At 56.3% G+C, this 17,805-nt stretch carries 20 protein-coding genes and 1 other RNA gene; 4 read left to right on the top strand and 17 right to left on the bottom strand.

What is annotated here, in order from left to right; translation table 11 throughout:
- Positions 1-41: 41 nt before the first annotated feature.
- The 5 genes from M2407_RS13795 to M2407_RS13815 form a co-directional block, all read right to left on the bottom strand.
- Complete coding sequence (locus tag M2407_RS13795; RefSeq protein WP_128864529.1) at positions 42-1,604, bottom strand: S10 family peptidase; 1,563 nt, start codon at positions 1,602-1,604, stop codon at positions 42-44.
- Positions 1,605-1,720: 116 nt separating this feature from the next.
- On the bottom strand, positions 1,721-2,296 hold the full coding sequence (dolP, locus tag M2407_RS13800) for a division/outer membrane stress-associated lipid-binding lipoprotein (RefSeq protein ID WP_020831822.1): 576 nt from the start codon (positions 2,294-2,296) through the stop codon (positions 1,721-1,723).
- 9 nt (positions 2,297-2,305) lie between these two features.
- Complete coding sequence (diaA, locus tag M2407_RS13805) at positions 2,306-2,896, bottom strand: DnaA initiator-associating protein DiaA (RefSeq protein ID WP_020831820.1); 591 nt, start codon at positions 2,894-2,896, stop codon at positions 2,306-2,308.
- A 51-nt stretch (positions 2,897-2,947) separates the two neighbouring features.
- The gene (locus M2407_RS13810; protein WP_020831818.1) at positions 2,948-3,301 is read right to left on the bottom strand and encodes a YraN family protein; all 354 of its coding nucleotides are present in this window, start codon (positions 3,299-3,301) and stop codon (positions 2,948-2,950) included.
- The gene (locus M2407_RS13815) at positions 3,298-5,322 is read right to left on the bottom strand and encodes a penicillin-binding protein activator (RefSeq protein ID WP_128864530.1); all 2,025 of its coding nucleotides are present in this window, start codon (positions 5,320-5,322) and stop codon (positions 3,298-3,300) included. Before M2407_RS13815 ends, M2407_RS13810 begins: the two co-directional genes overlap by 4 nt.
- A 62-nt stretch (positions 5,323-5,384) precedes the next feature.
- Here M2407_RS13815 and rsmI point away from each other — a divergent pair, with 62 nt between their 5' ends.
- Both rsmI and rnpB read left to right on the top strand, forming a co-directional pair.
- Complete coding sequence (gene rsmI / locus M2407_RS13820; RefSeq protein WP_020831815.1) at positions 5,385-6,248, top strand: 16S rRNA (cytidine(1402)-2'-O)-methyltransferase; 864 nt, start codon at positions 5,385-5,387, stop codon at positions 6,246-6,248.
- A gap of 41 nt (positions 6,249-6,289) precedes the next feature.
- Positions 6,290-6,668, top strand: an RNA gene (gene rnpB / locus M2407_RS13825) — RNase P RNA component class A.
- A 58-nt stretch (positions 6,669-6,726) separates the two neighbouring features.
- On the opposite strand, the gene M2407_RS13830 is transcribed toward rnpB, so the two are convergent.
- The gene (locus tag M2407_RS13830) at positions 6,727-7,428 is read right to left on the bottom strand and encodes a pirin family protein (protein ID WP_046372563.1); all 702 of its coding nucleotides are present in this window, start codon (positions 7,426-7,428) and stop codon (positions 6,727-6,729) included.
- 107 nt (positions 7,429-7,535) lie between these two features.
- Here M2407_RS13830 and M2407_RS13835 point away from each other — a divergent pair, with 107 nt between their 5' ends.
- A complete protein-coding gene (locus M2407_RS13835; protein ID WP_041414994.1) occupies positions 7,536-8,441 on the top strand; it encodes a LysR family transcriptional regulator in 906 nt (301 codons plus the stop codon).
- 37 nt (positions 8,442-8,478) lie between these two features.
- Here M2407_RS13835 and M2407_RS13840 read toward each other — a convergent pair whose 3' ends face one another.
- The 11 genes from M2407_RS13840 to M2407_RS13890 form a co-directional block, all read right to left on the bottom strand.
- Positions 8,479-9,465 carry a glutathione S-transferase family protein gene (locus M2407_RS13840; RefSeq protein ID WP_129984011.1) on the bottom strand — a complete coding sequence of 329 codons (987 nt, stop codon included), beginning with the start codon at positions 9,463-9,465 and terminating at the stop codon, positions 8,479-8,481.
- Positions 9,466-9,537: 72 nt separating this feature from the next.
- Positions 9,538-9,933 (bottom strand): DoxX family protein, encoded by a 396-nt coding sequence (locus tag M2407_RS13845; RefSeq protein ID WP_020831809.1) that lies wholly within the window; start codon positions 9,931-9,933, stop codon positions 9,538-9,540.
- Between the two features lie 294 nt (positions 9,934-10,227).
- Positions 10,228-10,515, bottom strand: a complete 288-nt coding sequence (locus M2407_RS13850) for a YqjK-like family protein (protein ID WP_020831807.1) — start codon at positions 10,513-10,515, stop codon at positions 10,228-10,230.
- Entirely contained in the window at positions 10,512-10,916 is a 405-nt protein-coding gene (locus tag M2407_RS13855) for a phage holin family protein (protein WP_044553624.1), read from the bottom strand. The genes M2407_RS13850 and M2407_RS13855 overlap by 4 nt, the downstream gene beginning before the upstream one ends.
- Before the next feature lie 2 nt (positions 10,917-10,918).
- Complete coding sequence (locus M2407_RS13860) at positions 10,919-11,224, bottom strand: YqjD family protein (protein WP_020831805.1); 306 nt, start codon at positions 11,222-11,224, stop codon at positions 10,919-10,921.
- Positions 11,225-11,388: 164 nt separating this feature from the next.
- On the bottom strand, positions 11,389-11,760 hold the full coding sequence (locus tag M2407_RS13865) for a DUF1090 domain-containing protein (protein WP_115060592.1): 372 nt from the start codon (positions 11,758-11,760) through the stop codon (positions 11,389-11,391).
- Between the two features lie 220 nt (positions 11,761-11,980).
- Entirely contained in the window at positions 11,981-12,352 is a 372-nt protein-coding gene (gene mzrA / locus M2407_RS13870; RefSeq protein ID WP_020831802.1) for an EnvZ/OmpR regulon moderator MzrA, read from the bottom strand.
- On the bottom strand, positions 12,352-13,032 hold the full coding sequence (locus M2407_RS13875) for a DedA family protein (RefSeq protein WP_020831800.1): 681 nt from the start codon (positions 13,030-13,032) through the stop codon (positions 12,352-12,354). The genes mzrA and M2407_RS13875 overlap by 1 nt, the downstream gene beginning before the upstream one ends.
- A gap of 140 nt (positions 13,033-13,172) precedes the next feature.
- Complete coding sequence (locus M2407_RS13880; protein WP_020831799.1) at positions 13,173-13,619, bottom strand: hypothetical protein; 447 nt, start codon at positions 13,617-13,619, stop codon at positions 13,173-13,175.
- A 185-nt stretch (positions 13,620-13,804) separates the two neighbouring features.
- Positions 13,805-14,581 carry a transcriptional regulator ExuR gene (gene exuR / locus M2407_RS13885; RefSeq protein WP_020831798.1) on the bottom strand — a complete coding sequence of 259 codons (777 nt, stop codon included), beginning with the start codon at positions 14,579-14,581 and terminating at the stop codon, positions 13,805-13,807.
- 116 nt (positions 14,582-14,697) lie between these two features.
- On the bottom strand, positions 14,698-15,996 hold the full coding sequence (locus M2407_RS13890) for an MFS transporter (RefSeq protein ID WP_046372567.1): 1,299 nt from the start codon (positions 15,994-15,996) through the stop codon (positions 14,698-14,700).
- Positions 15,997-16,384: 388 nt separating this feature from the next.
- Between M2407_RS13890 and uxaC the strand changes: the two genes are divergently transcribed.
- Positions 16,385-17,797: a glucuronate isomerase gene (gene uxaC / locus M2407_RS13895; RefSeq protein ID WP_198640233.1), complete on the top strand. Its 1,413-nt coding sequence runs from the start codon at positions 16,385-16,387 to the stop codon at positions 17,795-17,797.
- The last annotated feature ends 8 nt before the right edge of the window (positions 17,798-17,805 follow it).

Below are 17,805 nucleotides of genomic sequence, written 5' to 3' on the forward strand. Positions count from 1 at the left end.
CGTCAGGCAGGGGAGCCGTCTCTTTAGCAGTGAATTTTGTATCAGGGTTTTTGACTGATAAACGCACTCAGGTCTGCATGCATCTTTTTGAGCGACGGTTCATCCACGTACGGCATATGCCCGGTGTCATACCAATAGAAACGGATATTGTCGCGTAGCTTGGGCGACACGGGCAGATGGCTCATCTCATATTTGGCGACGAAATAAGGCGTGGCCAGATCGTAAACCCCGCCTATCACCATCACTCTCATTGCCGGATTCATTTTCATCACCCGCGACAGGCTCGGCAACACGTTAAACGATCTGTCCCGGCTGTTGCTGGACATGTTCCAGTCGTAGATCTCATCGGAAAATGCGCGATAGTTTTGGTCGGCGCTAAAATGCAGCGTCTTGCCAAGATAATCGTGGAATTGCGCGACGTAGGCGGAGGTAATTGCACTGATGTTGGGATCGTAATTGGACGTTTCGGCGATATTATCCAGCGACGGCCCACGATAGCGGGTATCGATTCTGCCAATGGTCTCGTCCTGGCCGCTCAACAGTTGTTTGGCGAAAACCGGCCCACTCAGGCGCAGATTGGCCTTGAGCCAATAATCGGCCGAAATGCCGGTAAATTGGTAAAGTTGCTCGGCGAGCGTTTGACGATCTTTTTCAGGCAGATTGGCACCTTGCAGCAATGCCTGGGCATAAGTCCCCAGTGCAAACTTCTCGGCCTGGTCTAACAAGGTTTGCAGGCTCTGGTGTTTGCCCGGCAGCCGCTGGTGGTACCACGCGCTGGCCGCGTAGGTGGGTAGTGCCAGGTAGTAAGGCTGATCGACGCCGGGGTTTTGATTGGGATCGTCGACATTATTGTCATAGTTCAGAAACTGCGACATCAGAATAATGCCGTTAAGATCGATATTCTGATTTTTTAGCGTCTCGGCCAATACCACCGAGCGGGTAGTGCCGTAGCTTTCACCCAATAAATATTTAGGTGAGTTCCAGCGTTGGTAATGCGTTAGAAACTGAACGATAAACTGAGAAAAAGCCTGAGCATCGCCGTTGACGCCATAAACGTTGCTGGCACTCTGTAATTTTTGCTGCGCTCTCTCCGGTTGGCTGGCGGCACTGCTGGAAAAGCGGCTGTAACCCGTTCCGGGGGCATCGATAAACACCAGATCGCTGACGTTGAGCAGGCTGTATTGGTTATCGGTTAGTTGGTAAGGCGCCAGCTGTGTTTTCTCTGGCTGAGTAGCGATAACCCGTTTAGGCCCGAGTGCCCCCATATGCAGCCAAAGCGAGGCGGAGCCCGGCCCGCCGTTGTAGATAAAGGTAATCGGCCTGTTCTCGTTCTTATTCTCATTCTTTTTGAAATACGCGACATAGAACATGCCGGTCACGGGATCTTCTGGGTCGTCTTTACTCAATTCCAGCACCCCGGTTTGCGCCTGATAATTGATTTTTACCTGGTTGACCGTGATCGCGCCTTCGGTAGCAACGGTTTGATCGGCCATCGGGGCTGGGGCGTGCTCGGCGTGGGGCGCTTCCTGTGGCGGATTGGCGGCGGAAACTCCGGCGGTGAATAAAGAAACGGCAGTGAGAAAACCGATTAAAATTCTGTCCATTTGAATTTTATCCGTAATGAAGTGAGAGATGACTTTAAACGCGACTCATTAAACCAGGGTACAACAGCGGGGAGCGTGCAGAAAAGCGGCAAGGGGAAGGCCCCTTGCCTGAAGGATCATTTAACGAAGGTGAAGGCGGTGGTGACGTGTTTCACGCCGCTCACCTGGCTGGCGATCTGCGCCGCAGACTGGCCTTCCTGTTGGGTGACCAGGCCCAGCAAGAACACTTCGCCATTTTCAGTGGTCACTTTCACGTTGGATGACTTCACCGTATCGCTGGTGAGCAGCTGTGAACGGACCTTGGTGGTGATCCAGGTATCGGAGGAGGCGGTGCTCAGGCTAACCGGCGTTCCCTGACGGATCTCGTTATACACTTCGGTGGTGCCTTCAACACCCATGGCGATTTGCTTGGCACGAGCCGCCAGATCGGTGCTTGGCGATTGGCCAGTCAGCAGGACTTTACCCTGATAGGCGGTTGCGACCACCCGAGCCTCTTTTTTCAGCTGCTGATCTTTGCTCAGGGCATTTTCAACCCGGGCTTCCAGCGTCCCATCGTCTACCTGAGTCCCCACGCTGCGTGGGTCGGTGGCCGTTTTAGTGGCGACGGCGGCGCTGCCAACAACAACGCCTGCAATACAACCTTGTAACAGCAGGGCGCTGGACAGCACTGCAAATGTGGCTTTTAGCTTCATCTCAGTTCCTTAATCGTCCTGGTGGGGAAACAACGTATTATCTATCAGGTCGCATAGGCAATTTACAGTCAGCATATGCATTTCCTGAATGCGTGCACTGCGGTGGGAAGGGATGCGGATCTCGACATCCTGCTGACCGAGCAAGCCGGCCAGTTCCCCACCGTCGTAACCGGTAAGTGCGACAATCGTCATGTCACGCGTCACGGCGGCTTCGACCGCTTTCACAATATCACGGCTATTGCCGCGGGTGGAAATTGCCAGCAGTACGTCGCCGGCGTGTCCGAGCGCACGAACCTGTTTGGCATAGACTTCATCGTGCAGGCGATCGTTGGTGATCGCGGTCAGCACCACGTTATCGGCATTCAGGGCAATGGCCGGCAGGCTTGGGCGCTCGGTTTCAAAGCGGTTGATCATGCTGGCGGCGAAATGCTGAGCATTGGCTGCCGAGGTGCCGTTACCGCAGCACAGAATTTTATTACCGTTAAGTAAGGATTGAACCAGCGTCATTGCTGCACGCGAGATGGCGTCGGGCAAAGCTTCCGCCGCCGCAATCTGGGTTTGGATGCTTTCGGTAAAACAGGCTTTAATTCTATCCAGCACGTTGTATTAATCCACTAAGTCAAAGGGCCGGTCTGCACCGGTAAACCGCGTTTAATCCGCATTGAAGGCATTGGGTATCCATTCTAACTGGCTACCGGTAATGGCCAAAACATCAAAACGGCAAGACGATGTGTCAAAACTGGCTCCGCGCCCCGCCAGCCAAACAGCGGCGGCATGCAGCAACCGCTGTTGCTTGCGATAGGTAACGCTGGCGGCTGCACCGCCAAACGCATCGCTGCGCCGGTAGCGTACTTCAACGAACACCCAGGTTTGGCCATCGCGCATGATCAGGTCGAGCTCACCGCCGCGCAGCGTAACATTGGCGGCGAAGAAAGTGAGCCCGGCGCGTTCCAGATAGTGGCGGGCCTGTAATTCATAGCCCGCCCCTGTGGCGCGTTGACTCAAGAGACCGGAACGACCATGCCCTGGCGGTATTGCAGCCAAGGCAGTTTTCTGTTGATGACGCAACCCGGTGAGGCGGTCAGCATGCCAGTGGTGCCGGAGACCTGGAAGCCGGGCAACTGGCGCATTTCAGCAAAGTGGTTGGACAATGTCCAGGCATCCATCCCCATGGCGTACAGACGCACCAGCGAGTAGTCGTTGCGGAACTGGCTGCTTGCCTGCTGCAACAGCTGCGGGTTGGCACCGGCCAGCAACGGGATATCGCTGAACTGCAGGCCTTCCATTTCCAGACGGAAGTCCGGACCGGCACCGGCCTGGTAGCTGCGTGAACTGGCGTACATCGCCGGCTTGCTGCGCGAGTTGGTGGCCATGTCGATCATCGGTTTGATCAAGGTCAGCTGGGACTGGGTCGCGACGATATAGACCGAATCTACGCTGCCGCCGCTGGCTGCTGGCGTATCGCTCGGTGGCGCAGGGATGGTCAGCCCGGCAATGGTAACGGCCTGCGGTGCCGGCGCGGTGGAGATTGGCGTACCCGACATGCGAATGCCGCCGCTGTTCACCATTTGACGCAGTTCACCGGCGGAGCCGATATTTTGCTGCAGCACCGTTTGGCCGCCCAGTTTTTGCCACTCCTGATTAAAGGCTTTGGCAACGCGATCGCCGAAAGCACCGCGCGGGATCAGCAACAGCGGTTGCCGTTTCTGCTGTTCCCAAATGTGGCGGGCAGCATCGCGGGCTTCATCTTCCGGTGAAAGCGCGAAGTAACAAATGTTCGGATTGTCCTTCGGCGTTTCCGGCTGGTTAAGCGCCAGCACGTTCAGGGTGGTGGTGCTGCCGGCCAGTTGATCGACGTTTTCTTTCAGCAGCGGGCCGACCACCAGGGTGGCACCATCCTGCTGGGCCTGCGTCAGCAGCGCGGCCAGTGGCTGACTGGAGGTATCATACACCTTAATTTGCGCGTTAGCGGCCTGCGGCGGCGTAATTGGCGCGGTAGACGGAGCAGAAGGCTGAGCGGCAGTAACCGGGGCAGCATCTGCTGACGGCGCCGAGGTGCTTACTGCGCCGTTGGCATTGGGATCCGTTGAAGCAGGAGCCTGTACCGGTTCGCTGGTAGGCTGCTGTTGTTGTACCGGAGCGGAAGGCGTCACGCCGTTTTTCGCCGCTTCAAACCCTTTTTGGATCGCGTCGGCGAACACTTTTGCCTGGCCGTTCAACGGCAGCAGCAGTGCTATTTTTGAAGTGGAAGCCTGGGTAAAGTTCAGTACCTGGTTTAACTGAGTGGGCAGTGTTTTCGCCGCCGGATTCTGCGGGTAGCGATTCTGCCAATCTTTAATACCGGCCTTCAGCAGATCGGGATCCTGTTTGTTGTCCTGATAAACGCGCAGCAGATCCAACCAGCCCTGCAGTACATTCTCATTGGCGTTGATCACCAGACTGTTCATGTCCTGCGGTGTCAGCTGCAGCAGGGCTAGCCAGGTCTGGTCCAGATTGGTTTGGTGCGCTTTGCCGGTCACCAGCGGTTCTTGTGCGATGTAAGCGCGGATCAGCGGCAGGGAAGGTTTACCCTGATTGGCAGCGATCTGCGCCTGGTAGAAGCGCACCAGTTGGTTGGCCGACAACGAGCCGGTATCCAGATGGCTCAGGGTGGTGCGGGCAGCGACGTAGCTTTTGTTCGCCACCTGCAGCTCGGCGCTCAGTAACTGGCGCTCCACCAGTTGAACGCTGCTGAGGTTTTTCGGCAGCTGGTTCAGTTGTTCACTGGCCTGCGGCAGTTTCCCTTCGCGCAGTAACGCGCGAATAGCAAGTAATTGCCAGTCAGCCTTGTTATCATTGCTGCTTTGCTGTAGCTGCTGCAGATAGTAATCGGAACTGGCGCTCGCTTCGTCCTGTATATTAGCGGGCGGCGTCTGCGGGGCCTGACTCGGGCAACCTGCAAGGAAAAGGGCTGCCGCGATAACTGCGGTAAGTCGGACAGGCTTTGAACGCCCTGCTTTGGTACGAACGAATGTTGAGGAAAGCATACTGTATCCAGTGATGTTTTTTTCAAGATGCTTAATATTAAATCGGCAATCCGGATGAAACAATGAATCAACACCAACAATCAGTCATTTCTGCATCAACGCTGTATGTGGTGCCCACCCCAATCGGCAATTTAGGGGACATTACCCACCGTGCGTTAGAGGTACTGAAAAGCGTTGATCTGATTGCGGCGGAGGACACGCGCCACACCGGGTTGCTGTTGCAACACTTTGCGATTAGCGCGCGGTTGTTTGCGCTGCACGACCATAACGAACAGCAAAAGGCCGATCAACTGCTGGCGAAATTGCAGGAAGGCCAGAGCATTGCGCTGGTTTCCGACGCAGGTACGCCTTTGATTAACGATCCCGGCTATCACCTGGTACGCCGCTGCCGTGAAGCCGGTATCCGCGTCGTACCCTTGCCGGGCGCCTGTGCGGCAACCACCGCGCTGTGTGCTGCCGGTCTGGCTTCAGACCGCTTCTGTTACGAAGGGTTCCTGCCGGCGAAAACCAAGGGGCGTAAGGATACGCTGATGGCGCTGGCAGAGGAACCGCGCACGCTGATTTTCTACGAATCAACCCACCGTCTGCTGGAAAGTTTGCAGGACATGGTGACCGTGTGGGGGCCGCACCGTTACGTGGTGCTGGCGCGCGAACTGACCAAGACCTGGGAATCCATTACCGGTGCGCCGGTCGGCGAATTGCTGGCCTGGGTGCAGGAGGATGAAGTGCGTCGTCGCGGTGAGATGGTGCTGATCGTTGAAGGCCACAAAGTACAGGAAGATGCACTGCCGCTGGAGGCGTTGCGGACGCTGGCGCTGTTGCAAAAAGAATTGCCGTTGAAAAAGGCGGCGGCGCTGGCGGCGGAGATCCACGGCGTGAAGAAAAATGCGTTGTATAAACACGCATTGGAGCAACAAGAACAGTAAAGCGGTTGACCTGCAGTGAGCGCAACGCTACTATCCGCGCCGGAGTTGACCAGACAGTCGCCGCTTCACTGCCGTCCCTTTCGGGGGAGACAGGTGGAGGGGAGGAAAGTCCGGGCTCCATAGGGCAGGGTGCCAGGTAACGCCTGGGAGGCGCAAGCCTACGACTAGTGCAACAGAGAGCAAACCGCCGATGGCCCGCGCAAGCGGGATCAGGTAAGGGTGAAAGGGTGCGGTAAGAGCGCACCGCGCGACTGGCAACAGTTCGTGGCACGGTAAACTCCACCCGGAGCAAGGCCAAATAGGGGTTCACATGGTACGGCCCGTACTGAACCCGGGTAGGCTGCTTGAGCCAGTGAGCGATTGCTGGCCTAGAGGAATGACTGTCCACGACAGAACCCGGCTTACCGGTCAGCTCCCTCTATAAAGAAAACCCCGCGTGACGCAAGTTACGCGGGGTTTTTTCCTTTCAGGATGTGACTCACACCGGCAAGTCGATCAGCAGCGCACGCAGCGGCGTGGCGGCGCGTATCGTCAGGCGGTTTTCATCATGGATAAATGCGCCGTCACCGCACGTCAGGTTCTGGCTGTCCTGATGGTTGCCCTGGGCTTCAATGGTACCGTGGATCGACTGCAAGTAAGCACGGGGCCCATTCAATGCCAGCGTCTGCTGCTCACCTTCCTGTAAATCCAGGTGATGGATCCACACCTGTTGTCGCAGTTGCAGGCTACCCTGAGCGCCGTCCGGCGATGCCAGTAGCGTCACACCCTTCGCTGGCAGCGTCAGGCGCTGCACACGTTCGTTATTGGTGTCTGGACAGGCATCCAACCACAGCTGCAGACGGGTTAGCGGCGTATCGCTGCTGGCGTTTTGTTCGCTGTAACTCATCCCTGGCTGGGTGGCCAGCAGCAAAGCCTCACCGGCCTTGGCGCTCATCGTGTTACCGTCGCTGTCGCGGTATTCGGCCTGGCCTTGCAGGATCAAATTCAGAATGTCCACGCTCGGATAAGTACGCGGCTGCAAGGCTGCGCCCGGCGCCAGGACTTCCTGATTGAGCACCCGCAGCGAGGCGTAACCCATCAGCTTGGGATCGAAGTAATGTCCAAAAGAAAAGGTGTAGCGAGCCTGCAGCCAACCAAAGTCAGCTTGCCCGCATTGTTTTGCTGTTCTGCATGTAATCATGGCAATTGGCTCTCTAAATTCATTATCTAGATGGTAAGCATCTGGACGCCGGATTGTTAGCCAGTTAATCTGGTCGGCATATTCAAATTTCCTGACAGAGAGATTCGATGGCCAGAGATCGGGCGTTAACGCTTGAAGCGTTAAGGGTTATGGATGCGATCGACCGACGTGGCAGCTTTGCTGCGGCAGCCGATGAGCTGGGGCGTGTGCCTTCGGCGCTCAGCTACACCATGCAAAAATTGGAAGAAGAATTGGACGTGGTGCTGTTCGACCGCTCCGGCCACCGCACCAAATTCACCAACGTCGGCCGCATGCTGCTGGATCGTGGACGGGTGCTGCTGGAGGCGGCGGATAAGTTGACCACCGACGCCGAGGCCCTGGCGCGCGGCTGGGAAACCCATCTGACTATCGTCAGCGAGGCCTTGTCGCCGCCAAGCAAGCTGTTTCCGCTGGTTGATAAGCTGGCGCTGAAAGCCAATACCCAGGTGTCTATCTTCACTGAGGTGCTGGCCGGAGCCTGGGAGCGGCTGGAGCAGGGGCGCGCCGATATCGTTATCGCCCCGGACATGCATTTTCGCGCCTCGTCTGAAATCAACACGCGCAAACTGTACAAAGTGACGAGCATGTATGTGGCCGCGCCGGACCATCCGATCCATCTGGAGCCAGAGCCGCTGGCTGAGGCCACGCGGGTGAAATACCGTGGTATTGCGGTAGCGGATACCGCCAGGGAGCGTCCGGTATTGACCGTACAATTGCTGGATAAGCAGCAGCGCCTGACGGTGAGCACCATTGAAGATAAACGTCTGGCTCTGTTGGCCGGTCTGGGCGTGGCGACCATGCCTTACCCGATGGTCGAGAAAGATATCGAAGAAGGGCGCTTGCGGGTGGTGGGGCCGGAATACAGCCGTGAAGTTGACATTATCATGGCCTGGCGGCGCGACAGCATGGGCGAGGCGAAAGCCTGGTTCCTGCGCGAGATCCCAAGGCTGTTCACCCAGTTGGAGCGTCAGTAAGCGCTCCCCCTTGCCGCAGGTAAAGGGGAGCTTGCCGTTAACCGAAACGCGTGTCGCGACCGTGTGGTTCGTCGAGATCCTGCGCCGGCCCAATCGAAATGATGCCGTGCGGATTGATGGTGGCGTGGCTGCGATAATAGTGATTGCGGATGTGCGGCAAACTGACCGTTTCGGCAATGCCTGGCATCTGGTAGATATCACGCAGGAAGCCGTACAGGTTGAGGTAATCGCTGATGCGGTGTTTGTCGCACTTAAAGTGGGTAACATACACCGGATCGAAGCGTATCAACGTGGTCCACAGGCGCAGGTCAGCCTCAGTCAGGCGATCGCCCGTCAGATAACGCTGTTGTCCCAGAATTTGCTCCAGCCGTGCCAGGGCGTCGAATACCCCGTGTACTGCTTCGTCATAGGCCTCCTGGCTGGTGGCAAAGCCGGCCTTATACACCCCGTTGTTCACCAGGTCGTAAATCCAGCCGTTCAGCTCATCAATTTCCCCGCGTAGCTCTGCAGGATAATAATCGCCAGCGCGTGCGCCAACGCCATCGAACGCGCTGTTGAACATGCGAATGATATCGGCAGATTCATTGCTGACGATGGTTTGCTGCTGCTTGTCCCACAGCACCGGAACAGTCACACGACCGGTGTAGTGCGGGTCGGCGCGCAGGTAAAGCTGGTAGAGGAAATCTGAGTGATAGAGATCATCGCCGGTCGCTTCAGGGAAATCGGTGCCGAAGGTCCAGCCGTTTTCCAGCATCAGCGGATGTACCACCGAAACAGGAATGATCTGCTCCAGCCCTTTCAATTTGCGCATCAGCAGAGTGCGGTGCGCCCAAGGGCAGGCAAGAGAAACGTACAGGTGATAACGATCTTTCTCCGCTTTAAAACCTGCGACGCCGTGTTCGCCCGGCTGGCCGTCGGCGGTCACCCAGTTGCGGAACTGAGAGGTTGAGCGTTTGAAACGGCCTCCGGTAGATGAGGTGTCATACCAGATGTCTTGCCAAACGCCATCGACGAGTTGTCCCATGGGAATCTCCTTCGTGTCCGAGTGAAAAAGCAGAAGGGCCCGCTTACCGGGCCCCGTGTCACTATTAAAAACTTACCACTTCTTGTTCAGCAAGCGGTCGATACTGAAACCGCCCGGGCCAGCAACAGCCAGTACCAGGAAGCCGCCGGCGATGGCCAGGTTCTTCATGAACATCAGCTGGTTTACGCCTTCCGCAAAGTTAGTATGGAACAATAACGCGGTCAGCACAGTAAAACCGGCGGTGAACAGCGCTACGGTACGAGTCAGGAAACCGAACATGATCGCCAGACCGCCGCCAAATTCCAGCAGGATGGTCAGAGGCAGCAAGAAGCCAGGCACGCCCATCGATTGCATGTACTGTTGGGTTCCGGCATAGGCATCGCCCATTTTGCCGTAGCCTGCCACGATAAACAGGATTGTCATCAAAATACGCGCAACCAGCAAACCTGTATCTTCTAATTTTTTCATCATTTACTCCAAAGTGATTTTTGTTTGCCAGTCTTGGCGTTTTCATGTCGGTGGGCGGTATGCCGGGTATTTAGCCCCGTGCGGCCCGTCTCGTGTCGATGGAGTGAATGTTAATCGGGAAGCCTACGCTTTGTTAGCAAGTAAAACTGTCGTATTTTTTCAAAAAAACTGAATCTTTAGCCTGCTAACAAAGAGAGGGGAATCAGAATGTTGCCCAGCCTTCACCGACAGAAACGGGAATTTTCTGCGAAAAGGCGGGCTTAACAACGGAAGAATTGAAGGAACTGCGAAAGGTTATTTGTTGGAAAAGGTTTTCTGGATCAAACGGATAGTGCCAAAGACACCAAAAGCACGACGAGACCAGCGAATCAGCTTGCTTGGATGGCGTATACCGTAGATGGCCATCACGCTGGAGCCGACCACCAGGTATTTACGCAAGCCGAAAACCGTTTGCCAGCCGCGGTCGATACGCTCGGTCTTTTCCAACCACAGGGTTTTGTTTTCCGCAAGATCCAGCCTTTGCTGCTGGATCTTGCGGATGAGCTTCTCTTTTCTCCATTCCAGATAGCGGCGACGATTCATTTTTCGTCCTCCAGCTCGGAACGGTCGATCTCCAACTGTTTGCGCGTGGCGCCCAACAACGTGGAGCGTCGAGCCTTGACCAGTGTCCAAATGGCACCGAACACGGCCAGGAACAGCAGCACCCCGGTAGTGGCCCCTAACGCCATCAGGCGGTAGATAGGATCGATGGCCCAGAAAATCAGGATTAACAGGCTCATCAGGCCAAATGCGGTGAACAACAGCGTCATGCCGGCCATGATCAGCAACTGAATGAGGTTGGCTTTCTCCTCTTCCAACTCGACCACTGCCAGACGGACACGGGTTTCCACCATACCGACCAAAATAGTGATGATGCGCTGGCCGACGTCCAGGACCCCCTTGGCGGGGCCCTGTGCACGAACTTGCGGTTGTTGTTCAGCCATAATTAGCGGCGCGCTAACAGAACGCCCAGTACCACACCGACAGCGGCGCCGATACCGATACCGGTCCACGGATTATCACGAACATATTCGTCCGCCTGGCCGGCGATCTGTTTGGTTTGAGAAGCCAGTTTGTCCCCGGCATCGCTCAGGCGAGCACGGGTATCCTTCAGCGCGCCTTCAGCTTTGGAGCGCAGCTTTTCCAGTTCGGCTTTTGGCTTATCGGTGGAAGAGTTCAACACTTCTTCCAGCGTATCGGCTAAGGATTTAAGTTCAGCGCGTAAGTTTTCTGCATTTGAATCATGTGCCATGTGATAATTCCTTAACGTTAACTGAGACAGACTTTTAACATAGCGGATTTTTTCGCCGGAGCAAAGGGGGGATGAGTAGTTGATATCACTAAGCATCCATTTCAAATACGGTAAAAATCCCGCTTGGTGCGGCTCTCAGCGATAAATCCGCTAGTGTAAAAAAATTATTCCGCTTGGGCTTGCTTAAGCTCGGCTTGAGCTTCAGCCAGCTTTTTCTGTTTCTTGGCCACTTTGTCCAGATTGCCGGTCTGCTGGGCTTCTTTCAGCTCCTGCTGACGTTCGGCTACCTTGCTTTGTTTCTCATCGATTTTTTTCTGGCGATCGGCCTGCAGGCCAGCTTCGGTGCAATTTGTCTGCACTTCGCTCAGCGCCTTTTGCAACCCGGCGACGCGGTGAGTATTGCCGTGCTGGGTGGCGTAATCGATCTGTTTTTGAATCTCTTGTGCTTTGGCGGCACAGCCGCCCTCAGCCGCAAATGACAGGGCCGGGAAGACGAAGAATGGGAGAGCCAGTAACATAGATTGGCGTAATTTCATGCTATCAATTCCTTGTTATTGGGATGCGTTGTCACGTATCCGCTTTCCTGACTGCCGACAGAGGCAGTGCGACAGGAGTCTTACGTAGCTGACTGACGCTAACCTTGAGCATAGCCATAAATCGTGAAGACCCCAAAGAATCCGCCACGGTTCAGTGTTGAGTGATGATTAATTGAACAGGGCGGTGATATGAAAGGAAACCCCTTCATATGAAAGGGTATTATCCCAGATTAAGGGGGGAGCGCGCAAATTCGCGCACCCAGTGAGTGGGCACTGGGGATTCGCTCAGGGCAATGATGTACCCCGGCGGCAGAATGGTTTGCAAGGCCTCGCGCGCCAGCAACTGCTGTTCCGGCGAGTCCAGGCGGATCACCAGGCCGTCGCCTTCCGGAGTAATGCTCTTGATGCGAATACCGCGCTGATCCAGCCGCTGATAGACATAAAAACCGTCAGGCAGCGAAAGGCCTTGCTGCCCTGCGCGAATGCGTAGCTCGCTCTCGGTGCGCACCATGCAGGGCACCAACAGCGTGGCAAGCGCCAGCAAGGCGAGCGCAATCAGCAACACGTACTGCCAGCGCGGGCGCTTGATCATCACGCCCCTTTCCCCTGGTCCTGGCTATCGGCGCGTTTTTTGCGCCACAAGACGATCAGCGAGCCGACCAGCCCGACGACCAGCAGCACCAACGGCAACAGCATCAGGCAGAACATCAGCTGGTCTTCATACTTACGGAAGACCGGGGTTTTGCCCAGCGCAAAGCCCAGCGAGGTGAGGATCACGACCCACAGCAGGCCGCTCATCCAGTTAAAGAACTGGAAGCGGGCATTGCTCAGGCCAGACAGTCCGGCAATGGTCGGCAGCAGGGTGCGGACAAACGCCAGGAAACGACCGACCAGCAGGGCGGAAAGCCCGTGGCGGTGGAACAACTGGTGAGCCCGTTGATGATAGTGAGCCGGCAGATGCGACAGCCAGCCCTGTACCGTTCGGGTATTGCCGAGCCACTTGCCCTGTATGTAGCTGACCCAGCACCCCAGGCTGGCGGCGACGGTCAGGATCAGGATGGTGAGCGGGAAATTCATGGTGCCTTTGGCGATCAGGACGCCGACCAGGATCAACAGGCTATCCCCTGGCAGAAAGGCTGCCGGCAGCAGACCGTTTTCCAAAAACAGGATCATAAACAGCAGCACGTAGAGGGTCCAGACCAGCGAAGGGTTCGCCAGCGTCTCAAAATCCTGCTGCCATAAGGCATGTAACAGTTCTTTAATGATGTCCATCCGGTGTTCCTAAAACGTCATTGTTTATTTTTATCTCAGCGGCTGATCGAGTGTGGGCCGAAAGCGCGTGGGCGATGCTGGCTGCTGATAATGATGAAACGGCGTTGCTTTTTAGTAGATTCTAGTCGGTGCGACACCGGTCATGAGTGGTAAGTCAGCGTGCCACGGTAAAGCATATTACTTTCTTTCCAGCCGCCTAGCCTGTTTTGCTGCTGCGGGGTGTGCAGCGTCCAGTTGACCTGGGCAAGCCGGTTGAGCGCAGGTGAGTTCTGGCGCGGGAGTTTGGTGCGGTGGCCCAGCTCTGCGGCCAGGGTATAGACCGGCGGTAATTGGGCGCAGGTCGACAGCGAGCCGGAGAAGGAATGCAACCGCGGCAATAACAACGGCAATTTACCCGGCTTTTTTCGCTGCAGCTCTGCCGGTGACCGATAAACCTGGTCGTAAGGGGAAAGCAGCGGATCGGAGAGCGAGGGTAAACTGCTCAGCGACGTAGGGGTTGCTTTGGAAGGTGCCGCGCATAGCTTTTGGCCGGAGACCGAACCGGTCCAGCAAAAAAGAGCAATAAGCATGGCAAACAACCAGCGCATGTATTCGCGTCCCGCCCCGTAGCAGAGGGTAAAAAAGTGGCTCAACTTTACCAAAATAGCACGATTGGCAACAGGGAAATCTACGTTGCCAGCGGTGAAATACTACACGGCAAATCGCCGTTCAGGCATCGATTCAGCGGATTTTACAATACCTGACATAACCCGACGATTTTTGACCGCCTGGGCTATTTATTTTCGGCGGCTACGCCATCCAGATGCACCACCGGGTTATCGGCGAACAGGTAGCGGTCGGCATTATATTCAAAATCGTCGCTGGTGGCGTTGAACAGCATCTGTTTGGTGTTTTCCAGGTGCTGCCACATGGCCAACTTGGCGGCGTAAGGATCTTTACGTATCAATGCCTTGAGGATCTGATCGTGGTCGTCGCACCAGCTGGCGATGGAGCGATCGTCGATATGCTCATGCAGCTTGATCCAGTACGGGTTATTCACCCGCTGAACCCACATTTTTTCCACGATGGTGGCCATGGCGGTGTTCTGAGTGGCCAGCGCCACCTGCACGTGGAATTTCAGATCCCACTGCGAGTCGCGGAAGCGATCTTCCTTGCGCGCCTGTTCCTGAATCTCCATCAGTTGGACGATGTCCTGCTTGGTAACCTGGGTCGCGGCGAATTCGGCGATGTTGCTCTCAATCAGTTGGCGTGCCTGCAGCAGCTCGAACGGCCCGGCGGTGGCAAATTCAATGCTGTCGCCCGGCACCACCAGATGCTTTTGCTGGTTGGACATCACGTGGATCCCGGAACCTTTGCGTACGTCGACGTAGCCTTCCACTTCCAGCATGATGATCGCTTCGCGCACCACGGTACGGCTGACGTTCATCTCTTCGGCAATGTAGCGCTCGGCCGGCAGCTTATCGCCCACCGGGTATCGGCCGCTTTCGATACGCTGTTTAAGCTCGGCGGCCAGTTGCTGATACAGGCGTCTGGTTTCAGTGAATTCCATAGTGAATGCTCTTTGGATAGGGAGGGGCGCATGGCCATGGATTTGTTATACCACTTATCCGGCAGAGCTGCCAGTAGGCTCCGGGGAGCGCCCGGCGCGATGGCCGGGCTGCGGGGTTAATGGCGCGCCGGGGAGGGGGCCAATACTGCCTCTTCGGATTGCGTAGCGGGGCGATTTTGCAGGACGGTCCAGATAACGATGGCGCCGAGAATATCGAATACCGACAGTGCGGCAAACAGTGGGCTGAAGCCCAGTGTGTCCGCCAGGGCGCCGACTACCAGGGCAAACAGGGTGCTGGCGGTCCAGGCCGCCATGCCGGTCAGGCCGTTGGCGGTGGCCACCTCGTTGCGACCGAAGACGTCAGAAGACAGGGTAATCAGTGCACCAGACAGCGCCTGATGGGCAAAGCCACCGACGCACAGCAGTGCGATAGCCGCATAGGGGCTGGTAAACAGGCCTATCATGCCAGGCCCAATCATCAGCACGGCACCCAGGGTAACCACCAGCTTACGTGAAACAATCAGGTTCACTTTAAAGTGTTTCTGGAAAAACGGTGGCAGGTAACCGCCGACGATACAGCCCAGATCGGCGAACAGCATCGGCATCCAGGCGAACATGGCGATCTCTTTCAGGTTGAAGCCGTAGGCTTTGAACATGAATAACGGGATCCAGGCATTGAAGGTGCCCCAGGCCGGCTCTGCCAGAAAGCGCGGCAGTGCGATGCCCCAGAACTGGCGGTTGCGAACAATCTGCCAGGCGGACATTTTCTTGGCGTTGCCGGTTTGGTGCTGTGCTTCCTGCCCACCCAGAATGTACTCGCGCTCTTCGTCGCTGAGCTTCTTCTGGTCTTTCGGGTGCTTATAGAAAATCAGCCAGCAGACAGCCCAGATCAGGCTCAGCACGCCGGTGATGATGAACGCCATTTCCCAACTGTGCGCGACGATTGCCCAGACCACCAGCGGCGGCGCCAGCATGCCGCCTATCGACGAGCCGACGTTGAAGTAACCCACGGCGATGGAACGCTCTTTGGCCGGGAACCACTCGCTGCTGGCCTTCAGCCCGGCGGGGATCATTGCCGCCTCCGCCATGCCCACGGCCCCGCGCGCCAATGCCAGCCCGCCCCAACTGTTGGCCAGAGCCGTGCCCATGCAAAACAGCGCCCACAGGATGGCGAACATGGCGTATCCGACCTTGGTACCCAAGACGTCCAGCACATATCCCGCCACTGGTTGCATCAGGGTGTAGCAGGCAGAATAGGCCGCGACGATGTAAGAATACTGCTGCGTGGTGATGTGTAAGGTGTCTTCCAGCGTGGGCGCCGCGACGGCGATGGCGTTACGCGTCAGGTAACCCAGCACGGTGCCGATGGTTACCAGCCCGATCATGTACCAGCGTAACCCTTTAATTTTACGCATCCGAAATATCTCCCAGTCTTGAATTGGCGGCGCCCTGTCGGCGTCAGCGTTTTAAGGGGTTATCCCTTTATCGTTGATTTGCGCCGGCCTGTTCATGACCGGCGTATTCCCGCCGCAAGCACGACTGGGTGGCGAGACAATAACTTGTCATACAGATTTAAAAGTTGAGTGATATCACAAAAGCCATTTTTCAATTCGGCAATACTGTTTGCCGCATGATTGGGCTGTTTAGGCGCTATCTGACCGCAAAAATGCCGGTAAACGGCCTTTTCTGGGTCATGGCAGCCTGGCTGAAGGCGATATTTTGCTGGACGCCCAATAAAATTGGTGTGATAACTTTGTCGCATTGAACACTGTGTCGAACGGCAAGCAAGGTGAGGAGCCAGCTATGGCGACGTTTTTAAACGAAGATTTCTTGCTGGGCAGCGAATTCGCCCGGCGTTTGTATCATGACTATGCGGCGGAGCAACCGATCTTTGACTATCACTGTCATCTGCCGCCGGAACAGATCGCCGAGAACACCCGTTTCAAAAATTTATACGAAATCTGGCTTAAGGGTGACCACTACAAATGGCGGGCGATGCGCACCAACGGGGTGGCAGAACGGCTGTGTACCGGCGATGCCGGCGATCGTGAAAAATTCGATGCCTGGGCTGCCACCGTACCGCACACCCTGGGTAACCCGCTTTATCACTGGACCCACCTGGAGCTGCGTCGTCCGTTCGGTATCACCGACACGCTGCTTTCCCCGATGACGGCGGACGATATCTGGCAGCGCGGCAATGCCCTGTTGGCGCAGGACGATTTCAGGGCGCGCGGCATCATGCAGCAGATGAATGTGAAGATGGTTGGCACCACTGACGATCCTGTCGACGATCTGCGCCACCATAAAGCCATTGCCGCCGACAGCAGTTTCGATATCAAGGTGTTGCCAAGCTGGCGACCGGACAAGGCGTTTAATATCGATGCGCCGGGCTTCAATGACTATCTGCAAAAGCTGGAAGCGGCAGCCGATATTCATATCGGTCGATTCAGCGCGCTGTGTGACGCGTTGAAAAAGCGCATGGATCATTTTGCCGCCCATGGCTGCAAGGTGGCTGACCATGCGTTGGACGTGGTGGTTTATGGAGAGGCGGATGAAGCTGCACTGGATGCGATTTTAACGGCGCGCCTGAGCGGCAAGCTACCTGCGCCAGAGCAGAGTGCCCAATTCAAAAGTGCGGTGCTGCTGTTCCTGGCGGCAGAATATCAACGCCGTGAATGGGTACAGCAATATCACATCGGCGCGCTGCGCAATAATAACAGCCGCATGCTGGCCAGCGTCGGCCCTGATATCGGCTTTGATTCGATAAATGACCGACCGCTGGCGGAGCCACTTTCACGCCTGCTGGATGCCCAGGCGCGTCAGGGGGGCCTGCCGAAGACCATCCTGTACTGCCTCAACCCGCGTGACAATGAAGTGATCGCCACCATGGTCGGTAACTTCCAGGGAGAGGGTATGCCGGGCAAGATGCAGTTCGGTTCCGGCTGGTGGTTCAACGATCAGAAAGACGGTATGCAACGTCAGATGACGCAATTGGCGCAGCTCGGCTTGTTGAGCCGCTTTGTCGGTATGCTGACTGACAGTCGTAGCTTCCTGTCTTATACCCGCCATGAATATTTCCGCCGCATCCTTTGCCAGATGATGGGGCGTTGGGTGGCAGACGGCGAGGCGCCAGCAGATATCGCGCTGCTGGGCGAGATGGTGAAAAACATCTGCTTCGACAATGCCAAGAACTATTTCGCCATTGAACTGGCGTAGCCGCTGCC

It is taken from the genome of Serratia sp. BIGb0234, from assembly GCF_024809915.1.
Taxonomy (GTDB): Bacteria; Pseudomonadota; Gammaproteobacteria; order Enterobacterales; family Enterobacteriaceae; genus Serratia; species Serratia liquefaciens.